This window comes from Novosphingobium sp. SL115 (assembly GCF_026672515.1).
Taxonomy (GTDB): domain Bacteria; phylum Pseudomonadota; class Alphaproteobacteria; order Sphingomonadales; family Sphingomonadaceae; genus Novosphingobium.
In genome coordinates, this window is record NZ_JAPPRG010000002.1 from 2,523,501 (window position 1) to 2,540,500 (window position 17,000).

The window sequence follows — 17,000 nt, forward strand, 5'->3', positions numbered from 1 at the left end:
CACAGCGCGTCCGGCCCCTTTTTTGTTTATTTACCGGAGCGTTCCCATGCCTCGCAACGCATTAGTATCTGCCGCAGCTGTCACCCTTCTCGCACTGCCAGCGCCTGCGGCAGCGAAATCGCCAGAGGCCATGACCGCACAGGGCAAGGTCGCCGGAACGCAGGAACAATCCGTCGCCATCTTTCGCGGCATTCCCTTTGCCGCCCCGCCGCTGGGCGAAAACCGCTGGCGCAGTCCGCAGCCGGTAAAGCCATGGCAGGGCGTGCGGCAGGCGACAGCCTTTGGCCATGACTGCATGCAAACGCCTTTCCCTGGCGATGAAGCGCCCTTGCGCACCACGCCCGCCGAAGACTGCCTCTATCTCAACGTCTGGAAACCCGCCGCCGCGAAAAAGGGCGCAAAGCTGCCCGTGGTCGTGTGGATCTACGGCGGCGCATTCATCACTGGCGGCACATCACCTGCCATTTACGATGGCTCGGCCTTTGCCCGCAACGATGTGGTCTTTGTCAGCCTCAATTACCGCTTGGGGCGTTTCGGCTTCTTCTCGCACCCGGCGCTTTCGGCAGAAGCGGCCAAGCCGGTCGGCAACTTCGCCATGGAAGATCAGGTCGCCGCGCTCCAATGGGTGCGCGCCAACATCGCAAACTTCGGCGGTGATCCTGCAAAAGTCACCATCATCGGCGAAAGCGCTGGCGGCACGGCTGTCATCAACCTGATGGCCATGCCTTCGGCGCGGGGCCTGTTTTCCGGTGCCATCGCCATGTCAGGAGGCGGCCGCTCGCTTCTTCCCACAGCCCCCATGGCCAAGGGCGAACGGGTCGGCGTGGATTTCGCCGCAAAGAACGGCATTGCAGACACCGGCCCCGCAGGCCTTGCCGCCATGCGCGCGCTTCCCGCAGAAGCGGTGCGCGGCACCAACCTTTTTGCTGATCGCTTTGCCAGTCCGCCTACTTATGTTGGCGGATACGTGGCCGAAGGCTCGGTCGTCACCGCGCCCAGCGATACGCTGATGGACGCAGGCAAGATCGCCCCCGTGCCGGTGATGATCGGCATGACCAGCGCCGATGGCGGCATCAGCTTCGCGCAGGACAAGGACGCCCTGTTCGCCAGCTTCGGCGCACAAGGCCCCGCCTTGCGCCAAGCCTATGACCCGGACGGCAAGGCCGAATTCCGCGATCTGTCCCGCGCGCTGACCGGCGATCAGTATATGGCAGAACCGGCGCGCTTCGTCGCCCGCCACGCCCTTGCCGCCGGGCAAAGCGCGTTCGTCTATCGCTTTGGCTATGTGGCACAGGCCAAGCGTGCCGAATGGAAAGCGGGAGCGCCCCACGCCACTGACATTCCCTATTTCTTCAACACCGTTGACGCCCGCTATGGCACCGCCACCACCGATCAGGATCGCAAGGCCGCGAACCTTGCCCATGGCTATGTCGTGAACTTCGCCAAATCAGCCAATCCCAACGGCAAAGGCCTGCCCGCGTGGCCAGCTTATACCTTGAACGGGCAGGCTTTGCTGCAGCACACCATCGACGCCAGCGCAGTCTCCAGCGCGGACCCGTTCAGCAAAAAGCTCGACCTGCTGGAAGCGGCGGCCGCGCAACTTGCACGGCCCTGAAGCCCGACTTCTCCGATTGGCGGATAGTGGTGCAACGCGGCATTGCGCAAGGCACCCTTTCAAGGAAGGCTGACAATCCGAAAGCACACCTAACATAAGTTAGTTCAGCCCTGCATAGGATTGAATGCGTATCGGCAAATAGAACATCATAAATATTATCTTCGAAATCCGAATATTCTCGGAATGGATTCTTGTGGCCAGAATAGAAGTTCTGGCCCATTAAGGGGGGAATACCATGCAAATTCGTTTCAAATCTTCATCGCTGACTGCGCTAGCCATCGCCATGGCTGCCACCGCACCGCAAATCGCCTTCGCCGCTGATGAACCGCAGGCCGCAAACGCAGATACCGGCTTTGGCGAAATCACCGTCACCGCGCGCAAACGCGAAGAAAGCCTGCTCAAGACGCCGATCGCCATTTCTGCCCTGACCAGCCAGGACATCGAAAAGCGCGGCATCGCCAGTATCAACGATGTGGTCGCAGCCACGCCGGGCATCAACGTGTCGAACACCAACTCCGGCCGTAACGACCGTTCGTTCCAGCAGATCAGCCTGCGCGGCATGACCCCGTCAACCACCACCTCCACCCTCACCGCCAGCTTCATCGATGGCGTGCCCGTCGCATCGGCCACCGCGCTTAACGCCGTGATCGATCCCGCACGCATCGAAGTGCTCAAAGGTCCTCAGAACGCCTATTTCGGCCGCAACGCCTTTGCTGGCGCGATCAACGTCGTGACCAAGGAACCCGGCGAGGATTTCGGCGGGTCGTTCACCGCCATGGGCGGCACGCGCAGCAACTATGAAGTCAGCGGCGCACTTGAAGGCCCCCTCGTCCGTGATGTCCTCAGCTTCCGCCTGACCGGCAAGGCTTTCGCCAAAAACGGCTCCTACATCAACGCCGCCAACCCCAACCAGACGCTGGGCGATCAGGAAACCCGCACCGGCACGCTGCAACTCGTGTTCAAGCCGTCGTCGCAACTCACCATCAAAGCTATGGGCATGTATTCCGAGGACCACGACGGTCCTTCGGCACAGGGCATGCTCTCGGCCTATGAACTGCGGTCCAACAACGGCACCATCAACATTCCTTTCCGCAGCGGCTCCACCGCAGGAACCGTTATTCTTCCCAGCGCAGCGAACTGCACGCTGAATGGCTATTCCGCAGGCATCCTTTCTTCAGAAAGCAAGGTCGCCCGCCCTTATCTGTGCGGTGCGCTGCCCGCGCTTTCCGCAGGCTTCAGCCCGGCACAGAACACGGTTGAAGACAAGCTGCTGGCCGGCATCCTCAGCCGTGGTGACAGCCGCTATGTCAGCGGCAAGGACGGCGTCGATGGTTACGGCCTGAAGCGCGAATACTATCACCTGCACCTCAACGTCGATTATGAACTGGGCGACAGCGGCATCACCCTGTCCTCGCTCACCGGCTATAACAACGAATACTATTCGGAACTGGCCGACCTCGACAACTACGACAGCTCGCTGCTGCGCAATCCTGTCGCCACGGCCGCCAACGGCTTGCGCACCTTCTGGTCTTTCCCCTTCCTCGTCGAACGCCGCAACCGCGACTTCTCGCAGGAACTGCGCATTTCCTATGACAAGGGCGGCGCGTTCAAGGGCATGCTCGGTGCCAGCTATCTCAACACCGAATCCGAAGGCGATCTGCTGTCGGTGTTCAACGAAGAACAGTTCGGTGCGGCCCGTTCCGCAGGCACGCTGTCTCCGCCTGCCAAGTCGGAAACCTGGGGCGTATTCGGCAGCGCCAGCTATGAGCTGACCGAAGCGCTCAGCCTCAACCTCGAAGGCCGTTGGCAGCGTGACAAGGTCTATGCCTTCGCCGGTGGTCGCGGCCTGACGATCGGCGCAACTGCAGCAACGCAGTTTGGCCTTCCTGCCGGCACGTATGCGCCGCTCGAACAGTTCTTCTCCAAGACGTTCGACAACTTCCTGCCGCGCGTGATCGTCAACTACGACATCTCGCCCGACGCCATGGTCTATGCCTCGTGGTCCAAGGCCGCGAACGTCAGCCTGTCGTCTTTCAACACGCAGTTCCTTTCGGGCACCGCGGGCGAATTTGCCGCTGCACAGGCCATCGGCCTTGGCGTGATCGTGAAGCCGGAAAAGCTGACCAACTACGAAGTGGGCTTCAAGGGCAAGATGATGGACGGTCGCGTCCTCATCACCGCCGCCGCCTACCTCGCGGACTGGTCGGATCAGCACAACAACCGCTCGGTCATCTTCGTTGACACCACCATCCCCAATGCCCTGCCCACCATCGTCAGCGGCGTGGTCAATTCGGGCAAGACGCAGGTCAAGGGCATCGAGGTCGACATTCAGGCCGAACCGGTCGATGGCTTTACCATCAACCTGTCGGGCGCGATCAACGACAGCGAAATCAAGAGCTTCGCTGACCCGTCGATCTCCAAGCTCACCGGCCTGATCGGCGACCAGTTCAAGGGCAACCAGCTCCCGCTGACCTCGAAGTATTCGTTCAACGCAGGTGCGCAATACACCGGCGAACTGGCCGAAGACATGACCTGGTTCCTGCGTGGTGACCTGTCCTACAAATCGAAGCAGTTCGTCGATGCGGGCAACCTCACCTGGATCAAGGGCCGCGCGCAGGTAAACGCCCGCATCGGCTTCACCAAGGGCGATTTCGGCCTCGAAGCCTTCGTCAGCAACCTGTTCAACGACAAGAACTACACTTCTGTCGCCCAGAACAACCTGCTCGAACCCAGCTTCGCCCTCTCCGGCTCGGCCTTCGGCTACCTCAACGTAGCCCTGCCCGAACTGCGCACCGTGGGCATCAAGGCCAGCTACAAGTTCTGACTTAAGGACTGTCCAGTCCAACCTGAAAGGGCGGCGCTCACCGGCGCCGCCCTTTTTTATGGGGTGGGGATCAATGGCAACAGGCCGACCCGCAGAAATGGGGCGGGGCACGGCCCGCACCAACACGGTGGAAGCCTATTTCAGCATCTTCAAGCGCGGCGTAATCGGCACCTACTCCACATGAGCGCAAAGCATCCGCGCCGCTAATGCGTTGAGTTTGATTTCCGCTACAACACCCGCAAGGGCAATGATTTTGAACGCTGCGAACTGAAGCTTAAGGGCATCACTAGCAAGCGCCTGACCTATCGGCGGGCTGGTCAACTCGCTGCCTAAGAAGGTCGGCCCGTCTCAACTCCAATTCACGTTCATGCCGGACAAGAAGCGCCGTTGGTCGGGCTCCTTGTCCCGCGTTTTTTTGAGCTTTGGCCTCGACTCTTTCGCCAGTTTATGCGGCTTAGGTGGTGTGCTAAGCATCCGGCGGAGCACGTCGTCTTCATACTGTCGGTGATTGTCTGACATGAACTCACCTATAGGCTTTTCTGGCCCACTCCTTAAGGCCGAGCGGGCCGAACATCACATCGCAGAGCTCGAAAACATTTTCCGGCGACACATCCGTTCTAACGAACAGGCTGCGATCCCCAGCAAAAACCGTAACAACCGTAAAAGATTAGTTGGAGGCCCTCTCCCAAGGCACACGCCAACAATTATCGGAGATGCGCTTCATAATATGCGGGTCGCATTGGATCACGCATACTGTGTCCTCGTGGAAGCCAATCTCAATACAGTCGGCCAGTTCACGCGATTTCCTTTCGGAAATGGCACTAGGCAAGACATTGTAGGTTCCATCAATGGACATGCCAAAATAGGGAGCGCTCCGAGCGCTGAGGTCATCGCTCATATCGTTGATGTCATACAGCCATACCCTGGAGGGAATGGCTCTGATCTCTTGGCTCTGCATACTCTGGATATCGCTGACAAGCACATGTCTCTCATTCCCACGGACCAGATGACCAGCCTCCACAATTTGGAGTTTGAGAACGGCACACGCATACGCGGGATAACCTTGCAGACCCCTGCCGGAATGACTGCCGTCGAATTGGGAGCGGGCCTTAAAGGTAGCGCAAATAATAAGGTCAGAATTGAGATATGCTTTAGCAGGGGACAGCCCCTTGATGGGCATCCCGTGATTCCGACGCTCAAGCGGTTGCTCGCACGAGTGCGCGAAACGATTAAGGGGCTCAACGCCTTCCTGCCCTCGCCTGCGGGTTGAACCTAGCGTGTCACGCCCCACAGGCGTAGAATCGTTATCTTGCTTTGTCATGTATATCACTACCGGACTTGATCCGGGGTGAGGCTTCCCTGCCCGCAACATCAACACAAACCGCAAGGCTACATTTCAGCAGCCACCACGCAAACCGGGCAGTTCTCGTCAACCTCGCCAGCAATCGCATCCACCATGCGCCGCACCAGATCGGCGCGATCCGTGGTCACGGGCCTGTCCGCACCATTGCCCGCACGACTTTCAGCCAAAGCCACGGCCTTTTTCACTCCTTCAAACAGCGGGTTGATAACCGGCACGCGGGTTGCGACGGCCACCTTTGCTGCCATGGGTGACATGCAGGTGCAGCCCAGCATGACCGCCTCTGCCCCTTGTGTAATAGCATCATCAATTGCCGTCAGAATCTGCGACATGATCGAACCATCGGCGCGGTTGACGCGGCCCAGATAGCCGTCCGATCCGGCAAGGCTGTCCAGCACAGCTTCATCTGCCACATTGCGAATACCAAGGCACTGCTGCTCAAGGCCATAAAGTTGCAACAGACTTTGCGGCCCAAAATTCAAGGATCGCGGCCAAACCGTGACAATCGCAAAGCGACCGTGGCGCGCAGCGGCGGCAAGACCAGCCTCACCCGATCCCACCACCGGAATTGCCAGCGCGGCTTGCAAAGCCGCGAAGCCATAATCTGCCACGCTGTCGATAACCACGGCATCCACGCCTGCGTCGGCCGCGCTCAAACCCGCTTCAAGATGGCCAACCGCCTGCATGGCCTGCTCAACCGGAGTAGCGGGAAACACCCCCACGCGCGAAGGCCATGCGCTCAGTTCAGTGCCAACCGGAAGGCCAGCATGAAGTTCAGGCCGAACCGCCGGATTGATGGTCCTTACCGTGCCAAGAAGACCGATCCGCATAGTTCCTCCCACACCACAATTGTTCTATTAATAGATCATTTGTGGTGTGGGAGAAACGTCATTCTCGCATGTGAACCAGCGCCTTGCAAAAAAGTGCCGGCTCCCAAACCTCACCCCTTGGCATCCCACAGCGGCTGCAGGATCGCCGCCGGGTCTTTCAACACTTCGGGCCGTTTGGCCGCCGTGGCTTCCAGCCATGCGGGATGAATGGAATCCATCGTGGCGTTCTGGCGGCCGATACCGGTGGCGGTCAGGTGGCCGGGGCGGTCGCCCATTTCCAGCCAGGGCCGCCATGAACAGACATTGGTAAAGCTCACTTCGCTGGTCACCCGCGTCGCGCCGGGTTTTTCCAGATCGTGGCGCTTGGCATGGAACGTGTTGCTTTCGGAATAGCGGAAAGCCTTCGTTGCGCCGGGAAATGTCATGGCGGTGCGCGACCGTTCGGTCACCCAAACGTCATCGCCGCGCACATCGAACGGCAGCACGTCATGCTCCATCTGCAACCCCGGCACTTCGCGCATGACGTGGAACGACAGGTCTTTGCCAAAGCGGATTTTCGACGGGGCATAGCCGCCGCTGGGCACTTTACAGTCCTTGCCGGTATAAGGATTGCGGTAGGTATCCAGCGCCTTTCCAGTAACCGGATCGGTAAACCACGCCAGTTCAAAGTTCACCGCTTCAAAGCTGCCATCGGCCACTTGGCGATAGCGTGAGAACACAGCAGAAACCACCGCGAACAGTGGGTCCATACGGTCTTCCACCACGCCATAATACCGCGCCGAAACCCAGCTCGTCACCAGTCCCTCGTCCAGCGCGCCGCGCATCATCATAAATGTGCGCAACCGACCCTCGGCGCTGGTCACATCGAGCGCGCGTGGTGCTTTTGCGGCACCTTTCCGGGCAGCGGCAAGCGCGGGCGTGCCGCCTGCCAGCATCGCGCCGGTCACGGAAAGGCCGGTCAGAACATTACGGCGATCAATCATCGGGGTATCTCCCAAGGGATATGCTTTTATCAGGAAAATCAGGGCTTTTTGTATCCGGCCACTTCGGGCGGAACATCGCGGGCATATTTGCCGAACGTATCCACTACCCCTGCATCCGGTCCATCGGTCGGGTCTTCCAGCAGGTCGGGCCGGTCCTTCACCACGCGGTCCAGCACCACGCGCGGAATGTCATCATGGGTGCCGGTAATCTTGTAACTGTGCATGCGGCCCATCAGCACGCCATCGACGCCGGACTGCCCCATCTTCATCCACGGCCACCACGGCCCCTGCCGCATGAACCCGCCGGTATAGCGCGCGGATTCCACCGACCGATCATCAATTTCGGCACGCGGCGTATACAGCACAAAATGTTCGGAAGGGTTCACCGTGCGCCCGGACGATGCCTTGGGCCAGCCTTCAGGAGTAACCGGATTGGTGTATTCGTGGGCATAATCCCAGCCCAGCAGATACTGATCGCCCACCGCCTGCCACGGCAGGCGGAACGGTTCGGCTTCGCTGCCATGGGCGGCATCGTTGTTCACGGTCTTGCTGCCGTTCACTTCAAACACCTTGCGCGTCAGGCCCAGCGATCCGCGGAACTTGTCGTTCAGGAACGCCCACGTCTCCACCTTTTCGCCGGTCCACGGATTGTCCCAGGTGTCCATGATCTTGCCGCTGGCAAGGTCGACGAAATATCCGCATTCCTTGCCCATCACCTTCACGCTGCCATCAGGCTGGATCGCGTTGCGGATGTTGGCAAAGCCATAAAATCCGAACAGCGGTTGCGCGCGCTTTTTGCCGACAACGGCATATTGCACACCTTGGTATCCGCTGATGACCGGCTTGGCGCCGATAGTGCCCCACATCTTGGCAAAGCCGTACAGGTTCTCGCGCGGGTCCATCACATCCAGCGGGCGGATCGTGCTCTTGGCGGCGGTAGACGCGGCCATTGCGGGCGCGGCGGCAAGCATCGCACCTGCTCCCATGCCGCCCAGCATGGCTCTGCGCGTTACGGTGCCGGTCATCGTGTCGATAAGCATCGCTCTGGTCCTCTCGTGGACGTTCATGTATCTTTAGGTGTCGTTCAGCGCACTTTGCGAAAACGTCAGAAATTATGGATTTATCGTCGTTTTATCAGTGTGATAGGCCCCAAGCGTGGCGATCAGGACGACAACCACCAGAAGCACGCCCGCCGATGACAACAACGCCGCATCATATCCGCCCAGCGCATCGTAAGCCTTGCCGAACAGCATCGGCCCCAGCCCCGCACCAAGGCAGAAAATTCCCAGAACACCGCCATATGTTGCCCCGTAATTGGGCAGCGCGGCATATCGCCCGGTGAAATAGGCGAGCATGTCGACTTCTGCGCCAGCGGCCAGCCCCAGCATCAGCGCAGCAGGCACCACCGGTCCGCCACCCCACAGCAAAAGCGCCGCAACCACCGGAGAAAGCAGGAAAATTGCCGCAACATAAGGCGCGTGGAAGCGGTCGAACAGATACCCTACCACCAGCCGCGAAATCAGCACCGCTACTCCAACCCCCGCCGCAACCTGCGCCGCAGCAGACGCCGCCATGCCCCGGTCCACCAGCATCGGCACCAGATGGACGATAAGCCCCGCCACGATCAGTCCCAGCAGGAAGGCGATAACCAGCAGCACCGAGGTCTGCCGGTTCACCTCGAACCGCCCGCCAGCCTTGGCTCCGGGCGCGGGACGATCACTGGTGCCGACCAGAAGACTGGCAGGCAGGCCGATCAACAGGGTGACTGCGGCCATGGCAAAAACCGCGGTTCGCCAACCACTTGCGGCGAATACTGGTCCCAACAGTGCAGGCGCAAGCATGGCAGCGGTGCCCGTGCCCATCAGCATCAGGCCCAGCGCCAGCCCGCGCGCATGTTCGAACCGCAGCGATATGATCCGCGCCCAGATGGCAGGCGTAGTGCCAGCCCCGGCCAGCGACACCGCCAACCACAGCGCCTGCCATGCAAATACGGAATCGCCGGTGCGCGACAGCGCCAGCAAAGCAAGCGGCGTGGCGATGAAACTGGCGACCGCAATGGGCCGCGCGCCCCATCGGTCTGCCAGCCAGCCAACCAGCGGAGCGGAAAGGAAAATTCCTAATTGCTGGAACGTGGCAGCGCCCGAAACCGCAGCGCGGCTCCAGCCATATTCCGCCTGAAGCGGCTGCACGAACAGGCCCAGTGAATAAAAGCCGATGCCCATAGTGCCCACCCCAATCGCCAGCGCGGCGGCCAGCACCAGCGGCCATCCCCGCGCCAGTTCGGCGCGCGCTTCAGGAGCGAGTGTCAGGGCCATGGCGACCTTTCGAAATCAGGCGTTGGGATTCGGTCAAGTTGTACAGACAAGTCTGCGCCATATCACAGCCGCCGCACTGCCCTGCCCCCTTGTATCCGCAGAACGGATAAGCTGACAAACTGTCCACTTGGCTTTTCAACGCTGAACACCATAAGATAGACCAAGTGATTACGCGGTTTTCCGCGAAATCCGGGTGCGAAGCAGGAGAGAGTTTTGGGCGAACAGGCCACGCTTGCGAAAGATCGCGAGCCGCCGCGTTACATGCAGGTGGCAGGCGAACTTCGCCGCAAAGTGCTGTCAGGCGCGTTCGCCAGCAATTTCCCCACCGAAGCCGAATTGTGCTCCCACTATGGCGTCAGCCGCTTTACCGTGCGTGAAGCGCTGCGCCGTTTGCAGAACGAAGGGCTGATTGCCCGCCGTCGCGGATCGGGCACCACGGTCCAGCCGCCTGCGGCAAGAGGCAAGGCTTTGCACCAGCCGATTTCGAACGTGGGCGAACTGCTGCAATATGCCACCGGAACCCGCATCCGCTTTGAAGCGCGCGGCAAAGTGACCCTGCCCGGTCTGCCCGTCAGCCACCTTAGCGAAAGCAAGAGCAAGAAGGGCTGGATCGGCTTTTCGGGCGTGCGCTGGCTTGATGGCGATACGCAACCGCTGGCCAGCACCGACGTGTTCTTTGCCCCCCAGCTTGAGGCTGCCGCCGAAGCCTTCGATCTTGACCGGGGAACGCTGTTTACCCAGTTGGAAGACCTTGCCGGGATCACCGTTGGCAAAGTCACGCAGGACATTCAGGCCATTCCAGCCAGCACCGAAGTCGCCCGCGCGCTCATGCTGCGGCGTGGCGCACCGGTCCTGCGGGTGGTGCGCTGCTACCACGAACCCGATGGCACACTGTTCGAAATCTCGGTCAGCCACCACCCCGGCGACCGCTTCGTCTATTCGATGCACATCGACGCTGAGGTCTGACAGAAAACTGCGGTGGCCACACCGGTCAGCGTAGAACATCGCTGTTCTGGGCCTGTTTCAGCAAGCGGTCGGCATCGCGGGGTAGCAACCAGCCTGCGGCTTTCTGCTGTTCGATGGCCTGCCGTACTTGCGCCACAAAGCCGTCGTGATTGCCATAGCGTTCCTCAAGCGACGCTCGTGGATCGTTGCGGGCAAGACGTTCGGCGCGGGTGCGGGCAAAGGGAATAAAGCCCCCGGCAAAGCCGCAGCCGCCGCCAGCCTCGAACCCGCTGACAGCTTCATTCCAGCCAAGATAGGTGCCTAGCGGCACCTGTAACTGGACTGAGGGAATGCCGGACAGTTCGTTTCCATCGGCATTCACGCGCGGGACCATTTGCGCAATCGTGCCGCGCTGAACCGGCGGCTGTGTGGAAATCACACCGCTGATATCACGATGGTGGAAGCTCTTGCCGAAGCCATAGTCGGGCATGGCGTTCAGCATGCGGGCGGGATCGGGCGCGCCGGGAATGGCGGGCCAGCCGATTGCCGCTGCGGTAGGCAGAACCAGATCGCCGCTGGCAATGGTGGGATAAACGCTGGGTTTGGGTTCTGTCCCGCTACGCACCCAGTTCACCAGCATGGCCTGTGCGGCGCGCAGGCTTTCCAGCGATGGGTTGGGGTTGCCCGGAAGGCGGCAACCCGGAATCGCGCCATCGCCCGCAGGCTTGAATCCGCCGGTCCACGATCCACCGTGGGTAACGCTGGGGAAGTAATAGCGGCGCACATTGGCGGGCAGCGGCACGTCCGCTTTTGCATCAGTGCCGATCAGCCCCGGTGCCATGCGCAGGCCCCAGAATTCGGCCGAACCGAATGTCTCGATCACCTTGGGGCAGGTGTTGCTGGCATTGCAGCGGTCCAGCAGGCTGGTCCTGCCCAGCCCGCGCATCTTGTCATCATAGGGCGACCACCACAGGCTGCCTTCGCTGCCGGGTTCGAACGGGCGCGCCGCACCGCCGGGCACGCCGAACCTGAGGTTCAGCGGAACCTGCCGCGCCGCGATATTGGGGTTGATCCCGTCAAACACGATCCGCCTCGCCTCATCGGCATTGAAGCCAAGGTTGACGAAGCTTTTCAGGAAGTTGCCGGATTGCGACGTGCCACTGGCCACGGTCCAGCGAATAGTGCCCGCAGGATTTGGCACGCCCGCATCATCCGTTTTGGCATGGCGCAGGAACGCCACCAGATCGCGCGTGGCGGCAAGGCCCAGCCCGAGAACCAGCGGGTCTTTGCCAGTATAGACCAGAGTATAGGCCCGATCAGGCGCAAACCCTGTGCGCAGGCATAGCTTGTGTGGATCGGGTGTGCCGGGAAACGGCACATTCGCGCAATTTGCAAAGGCCCAGTCGCGCGGGGCAATGGCATGGCGTGTGGCGCTACCCTTGATTTCATAGAACAGCCGCGCCTTTCGGGTATCGAGCGACAGCAGCGCAGGGCGCGGCGTTGGCCTGCCGATGCTGCCGGTGATTGCCACCGTGTTGGTGCCCGCCGCAATATCCTGAAACCGGGTCAGCACGGGGCCAGTCAACGCCTTGCCGCCCGCGCCCTTAGCCACTGGTACCGCAACCGTCTGAAGACCCGCATCCGTGGGCAGATCGCCCTGCCAGCCGCTGATAACGCGCACATGGCCATCGGGGTCTGCCGCCACATCGCCATTGCCGCGATTGGGCACGTCATAGAACAATACGCCGCTGGCGCTGGCACCATCTACCGGGCGGGCAAGACGGAACGTCGCGCGATATTCGACAAAACCCGCAGCATTGCGCGGGGCATGGGCAATGTCGGTAATAATTGCGTTGGCAGCATCGCGCGGGTCGACAGCGCCCTCAAAGTGCCCGGATACGATCTCGTAAGCCGCCGCCCCTGTTACGGCGGGCGCCGGCTTCACGCTGTCCACCTGCAGGCGCACCACGCGCGCATCGGCGTCCTGCGCCTGCACAAATGCCAGCGCCGACAGGCCTGCCAGCGCAAGAAATCGATGATGGGTCATGGGATCAGGCCTCAGGTGAAATCGGAATGTCGAGAAGCTGCGCGCCCAGCGTCTTGCCGTGCGGATCAAGCGCCAGCGACCGGGTGACCCCGCCCGCAAGCGCGCCCTCCAGCACGAAATTCAGCGCATGAAGGCCGGGCAATTCAAAGCGTTCGATGCGGCGGCAGGGCAGATGCGGCAGGTGCGCGGCAATGCGCTCTACCGTCAGCACGCGCAGCAGTGCGGGGTAATCATGCGCACGATAGGCGAACACCGCGATCTGCGAGGTATCGCCTTTGTCACCGGTTCGCACATGGGCAATGTCACGCAGGATCATGTCATGCCACCTCGATCTGCACGCGCGGAACGACCAGCCGACGATCGATCAGCGTCGATGCCACGGCCAGCACCTTGCGGACAGAACGGCTGACACCACCGCCGCCCATCGGTCCGTTGGTGTAAAGCGCCTCAACCTCGGCCCCGATACGTTCGGCTTGAGCAAGGCTTTCTGCCCGTCCCACGACACGCGCGCGCACTTCGCCGGGTTCTGCGGCATTTTGTGCAAAGCGCCGATCCACCGCATTCACGCCGATCATCTCGAACTGCATCGTTGCCGTATCGACGCCGCGCATCCGCAGCCGTTCACGCACGATATCGAGCGCCAGCGCACCACGCGCAGCCGCACCCGGACCGGCATAGGATATCTGCCCTTCCCCGATGTATCCGTCTTCGTAGCAGATCGACACTTTAAGCCGGTCGGGGCGCATCAGCCCGCGCGCGCCGGTAACTTGCACCCGGTCAGGCCCAACGCCGGCGATCCTTACATCGCGGAAATCGGCCACCACATCAGCCTGCAGATAGGCCGCAGGATCAAGGATTTCATAAAGGAGCTGCTCCTTGCAACTCGCTTCTGTAAACGCACCGCCTGCACTTGCCAGCTTGGAAAAGATCACCCCGCCATCGACATCGACATCGGCCATGGGAAAGCCCAGCCGGGCGAGATTGGGCACGTCCTTCACCCCCGGATCGGCGAAGTATCCGCCGCAAAGCTGGCCTGCACATTCCAGCAAGTGACCGATCATCGTGCCCTGCCCCAGCCGATCCCAATCATCCATCGACCAGCCGAATGCATGGACCAGCGGCGCAAGGAACAGCGCCGGATCGCACACCCGCCCGGTCAGCACCGTATCGGCCCCCATTTCTAGCGCGGAAACAATGCCTTCCACGCCCATATAGGCATTGGCAGACACCACCGCGTTACCAAGATCGCGGCTGCTACCGGGGCGATCGATCAGGGCGAAGTCCTGCGCCATGATCAGGTCCAGCACATCATCGCCCAACACGGCGGCGGTGCGATACCCCTTCAGGCCAAGGTCGCGTGCGATGCGAGCGGTTTCTTGCGCGGCGGCGGCAGGATTGGCCGCGCCCATATTGCTGATAATCCGCACGCCATTGCGGTGCGCCACGGGCAGCGCCGCGCCCAGCCGCGCTTCCAGCAAAGGATCAAACCCGCCTGCCGGATCGGCCTGCCGCGCAGCCTGCGCCAGTCCGATGGTGCGTTCGGCCAGACATTCAAAGGCCAGATAATCAAGCTGGCCATGCTCCAGCAGATCAATCGCCGGTTCGATGCGGTCGCCCGAAAATCCGGCACCTGCGCCAATGCGGATGGTGCGCCCGCTCATGCTCCGAATACTCCCAGCACGACAGCCGCCACCGTCATCACCAGCGAAGCTGCAAACAGCCATGGAATGGAAAAGCGTTGGTGTGCGCCAAGTTCAATCCCGCTCAACCCCGCGACAAGGAACGTCGCAGGCGTCAGTGGGCTGACCGGAAAGCCCGTGGTCATCTGCCCCAGCAAGGCCGCCTGCGCCACCTTTACGGGCGCAACCCCATAGTGCCCTGCCACTTCGGCCACCACCGGCAATACGCCGAAGTAAAAGCTGTCAGGATCGAACACCAGGCTGAGCGGCATGGCGATAGTGGCAAGGATTACCGGAATATGCGCGCCCAGTCCTTCGGGCACCAGCGACACGCTTGCCCCCGCCAGCGCCTTTATCATGCCACTGCCATTCAGGATGCCGGTAAAGGCCCCAGCCGCCAGCAGCACCCCCACCATCAGCATCGCCGCCGGAGCATGGGCTTCTATCCGTTCGCGCTGTTTGGCGGGTGCGGGATAGTTCATGGCAAGCGCAATGGCAGTGCCCACCATAAACACTACCACCGGTTCAGCCACGCCGGTGACCATCAGCGCCACCACGGCGAGCGTCAGCGCAAGGTTTGCCAGAAACATTCGTGGGCGCAGATTGGCAGGATCGCCGCCATGGGCAGCCAGAACATCGCTGGCCGGCACCACATCGCGTGCATCTGCCGCCGATTGCGCACCAAGGCCCAGCCGACGTTCTTCCCGCATTCCCAGATACCACGATGCCGCAAACACAAAGGCCAGCCCGACCAATTGCACCCACACCAGCGGCGCAAAGATGTCGCTGACGGAAAGCTTGAGCGAAGCCGCCGCACGCACCGTTGGCCCGGTCCACGGCAGGAAGTTTACCCCGGCTGCCATCGATGCCGTGCAGGCCAGCACGCGGCGGTCCATACCCAATTCGTCATACAACGGGCGCAAGGCGGGGATCGTCACCAGAAAACACACCACGCCCGACCCGTCGAGATGGATCAGCAATGCCAGGGCCGCCGTGCCCAGCGTGATCCGCGAAGGACGCTTGCCCACCAGCGCCAGAATGCCGCGCACTAGCGGGGCCAGCAGCCCCACATCGGTCATGATGCCGAAAAACAGGATGGCGAAAACGAACATCCCGGCGATGGGCGCGATCTGCCCGATACCGGCAATGACCTGCGCGGGGATCAATCCCCCCTGCCCCAGAACCAGCGCGGCAAGACAGGGAATAAGGATCAGCGCGACAAGCGGAGACACGCGATTTGACAGGATTGCCGCCAAAAGCAGCAGCAGTGTCGCCATCGCAACCACGACCAGCATTCAACCACTCTCCCGCCCATGTGGCTCTTGCCCAACTGGCGCACGCCTTATCGGCCTCTTTCATGCAACAGGCGGATCAATCCAACAATTAGAGTTATCTGATAGATTAATCAGCAATTTGCATTGAACGCCGCATCATCCATCGCCATGCGGATCAAAAGCGCGCGAAACGCCTGTCCTGCAGGGGGCAGCGTGCGGTCAGCCAGCGTACAAACGCCGATCGTGCGCGATGCAGTCGGCGCTTCCATCGCGCGCCATGCAATCTTCTTGCCCACCGACACAAGGCCAAGCGTCGAGCGGGGCAGCAAGGAAATGCCCAACCCTTCGCCAATCAGCCCGCCCACCGTGGCAAGCTGGGTACATTCGAACCGCGCGGGCGTTTCTATTCCGGCAGCGGAAAAGGTTGCGTCGGTCAGCATCCGAACGCTGCTGCGCTGCTCCATGGCGATGAACGGCAATTGCCGGAACGCCTGCCACGGCGCAGGGTCGGAAATGCGTTGAAGATCGTCCGGACGGCACACCAGCACATATTCGTCCTCGAACAATGGCTCGAAGAAGATGGCATCGTTGCCGATGGGCGGCGTCGTGATCGAAAGGTCGATGGTGCGGTCCTGAAGGTTCTGCAACAGGCTGCCGGTCAGGTTTTCGCGCACGATGACTTCCACGCGCGACCGCATTTCAAGGAACCGTGCAATGGCGCGCGGCAAGAGGTCCGCCGCCACCGATGGCAGTGCTCCTACCACCACGCGCCCGCGCTCACCGCTGAACGTCTGGTCCAGTTCGCGGAAAGCAGAATCGAAATCGGCGGTCAGCCGTTCGACAATCGGCAAGAGCGCGCGCCCTGCATCGGTCAGGTTCACATTGCGCGAATTACGATCAAACAACCGAACCCCAAGGTCTTGTTCCAGCAGCTTGATCGTGCGGCTGAGCGCAGGCTGCGACAGGTTGGAAACCCGCGCCGTTTCGCTGAAACTACATGTCCGGGCCACCTGAAGGAACAGGCGCAGGCTGCTCATACTGGGCGCTCTGGCCATCGTAACCCCATACATCGCTTGTCGTCTGCGCGGTGTAGGGCGCGCAGACGACAAGGGCAATCGTGCCGGGATG

12 protein-coding genes are annotated in these 17,000 nt (G+C 61.3%); 3 read left to right on the forward strand and 9 right to left on the reverse strand.

Annotated elements, in window-relative coordinates:
• The first annotated feature begins 46 nt into the window (after window positions 1-46).
• Entirely contained in the window at window positions 47-1,615 is a 1,569-nt protein-coding gene (locus tag OVA07_RS13630) for a carboxylesterase/lipase family protein (RefSeq protein ID WP_268172005.1), read from the forward strand.
• Between the two features lie 235 nt (window positions 1,616-1,850).
• Entirely contained in the window at window positions 1,851-4,439 is a 2,589-nt protein-coding gene (locus OVA07_RS13635; RefSeq protein WP_268172006.1) for a TonB-dependent receptor, read from the forward strand.
• Window positions 4,440-5,828: 1,389 nt separating this feature from the next.
• Here OVA07_RS13635 and OVA07_RS13645 read toward each other — a convergent pair.
• The 4 genes from OVA07_RS13645 to OVA07_RS13660 form a co-directional block, all read right to left on the reverse strand.
• Window positions 5,829-6,629, reverse strand: coding sequence for an aspartate/glutamate racemase family protein (locus OVA07_RS13645; protein ID WP_268172007.1), 801 nt, complete (start codon window positions 6,627-6,629; stop codon window positions 5,829-5,831).
• A gap of 110 nt (window positions 6,630-6,739) precedes the next feature.
• Window positions 6,740-7,612 (reverse strand): DUF1838 family protein, encoded by an 873-nt coding sequence (locus tag OVA07_RS13650; protein WP_268172008.1) that lies wholly within the window; start codon window positions 7,610-7,612, stop codon window positions 6,740-6,742.
• Between the two features lie 38 nt (window positions 7,613-7,650).
• The gene (locus tag OVA07_RS13655; protein ID WP_268172009.1) at window positions 7,651-8,652 is read right to left on the reverse strand and encodes a DUF1838 family protein; all 1,002 of its coding nucleotides are present in this window, start codon (window positions 8,650-8,652) and stop codon (window positions 7,651-7,653) included.
• 72 nt (window positions 8,653-8,724) lie between these two features.
• On the reverse strand, window positions 8,725-9,927 hold the full coding sequence (locus OVA07_RS13660; RefSeq protein WP_268172010.1) for an MFS transporter: 1,203 nt from the start codon (window positions 9,925-9,927) through the stop codon (window positions 8,725-8,727).
• A 213-nt stretch (window positions 9,928-10,140) separates the two neighbouring features.
• On the opposite strand from OVA07_RS13660, the gene OVA07_RS13665 reads away from it, so the two are divergent.
• Window positions 10,141-10,893 (forward strand): GntR family transcriptional regulator, encoded by a 753-nt coding sequence (locus OVA07_RS13665; protein WP_268172011.1) that lies wholly within the window; start codon window positions 10,141-10,143, stop codon window positions 10,891-10,893.
• Between the two features lie 25 nt (window positions 10,894-10,918).
• Here OVA07_RS13665 and OVA07_RS13670 read toward each other — a convergent pair whose 3' ends face one another.
• The 5 genes from OVA07_RS13670 to OVA07_RS13690 form a co-directional block, all read right to left on the reverse strand.
• Window positions 10,919-12,919, reverse strand: coding sequence for an alpha/beta hydrolase domain-containing protein (locus OVA07_RS13670; protein WP_268172012.1), 2,001 nt, complete (start codon window positions 12,917-12,919; stop codon window positions 10,919-10,921).
• A 4-nt stretch (window positions 12,920-12,923) separates the two neighbouring features.
• Complete coding sequence (locus OVA07_RS13675; RefSeq protein WP_268172013.1) at window positions 12,924-13,235, reverse strand: AtuA-related protein; 312 nt, start codon at window positions 13,233-13,235, stop codon at window positions 12,924-12,926.
• A gap of 1 nt (window position 13,236) precedes the next feature.
• Entirely contained in the window at window positions 13,237-14,580 is a 1,344-nt protein-coding gene (locus OVA07_RS13680; protein WP_268172014.1) for an acyclic terpene utilization AtuA family protein, read from the reverse strand.
• The gene (locus OVA07_RS13685) at window positions 14,577-15,893 is read right to left on the reverse strand and encodes a CitMHS family transporter (RefSeq protein ID WP_268172015.1); all 1,317 of its coding nucleotides are present in this window, start codon (window positions 15,891-15,893) and stop codon (window positions 14,577-14,579) included. The genes OVA07_RS13680 and OVA07_RS13685 overlap by 4 nt, the downstream gene beginning before the upstream one ends.
• Before the next feature lie 110 nt (window positions 15,894-16,003).
• Window positions 16,004-16,909 carry a LysR family transcriptional regulator gene (locus tag OVA07_RS13690; protein WP_268172016.1) on the reverse strand — a complete coding sequence of 302 codons (906 nt, stop codon included), beginning with the start codon at window positions 16,907-16,909 and terminating at the stop codon, window positions 16,004-16,006.
• Window positions 16,910-17,000: the final 91 nt, after the last annotated feature.

Excerpts from the sequence above, each read along its gene's own strand:
- OVA07_RS13680 (WP_268172014.1), bottom strand. The coding sequence starts at position 14,580 with ATGAGCGGGCGCACCATCCGCATTGGCGCAGGTGCCGGATTTTCGGGC.
- OVA07_RS13660 (WP_268172010.1), bottom strand. The coding sequence starts at position 9,927 with ATGGCCCTGACACTCGCTCCTGAAGCGCGCGCCGAACTGGCGCGGGGA.
- OVA07_RS13635 (WP_268172006.1), top strand. The coding sequence starts at position 1,851 with ATGCAAATTCGTTTCAAATCTTCATCGCTGACTGCGCTAGCCATCGCC.
- OVA07_RS13650 (WP_268172008.1), bottom strand. The coding sequence starts at position 7,612 with ATGATTGATCGCCGTAATGTTCTGACCGGCCTTTCCGTGACCGGCGCG.
- OVA07_RS13690 (WP_268172016.1), bottom strand. The coding sequence starts at position 16,909 with ATGAGCAGCCTGCGCCTGTTCCTTCAGGTGGCCCGGACATGTAGTTTC.
- OVA07_RS13670 (WP_268172012.1), bottom strand. The coding sequence starts at position 12,919 with ATGACCCATCATCGATTTCTTGCGCTGGCAGGCCTGTCGGCGCTGGCA.
- OVA07_RS13655 (WP_268172009.1), bottom strand. The coding sequence starts at position 8,652 with ATGCTTATCGACACGATGACCGGCACCGTAACGCGCAGAGCCATGCTG.
- OVA07_RS13685 (WP_268172015.1), bottom strand. The coding sequence starts at position 15,893 with ATGCTGGTCGTGGTTGCGATGGCGACACTGCTGCTGCTTTTGGCGGCA.
- OVA07_RS13645 (WP_268172007.1), bottom strand. The coding sequence starts at position 6,629 with ATGCGGATCGGTCTTCTTGGCACGGTAAGGACCATCAATCCGGCGGTT.
- OVA07_RS13630 (WP_268172005.1), top strand. The coding sequence starts at position 47 with ATGCCTCGCAACGCATTAGTATCTGCCGCAGCTGTCACCCTTCTCGCA.
- OVA07_RS13675 (WP_268172013.1), bottom strand. The coding sequence starts at position 13,235 with ATGATCCTGCGTGACATTGCCCATGTGCGAACCGGTGACAAAGGCGAT.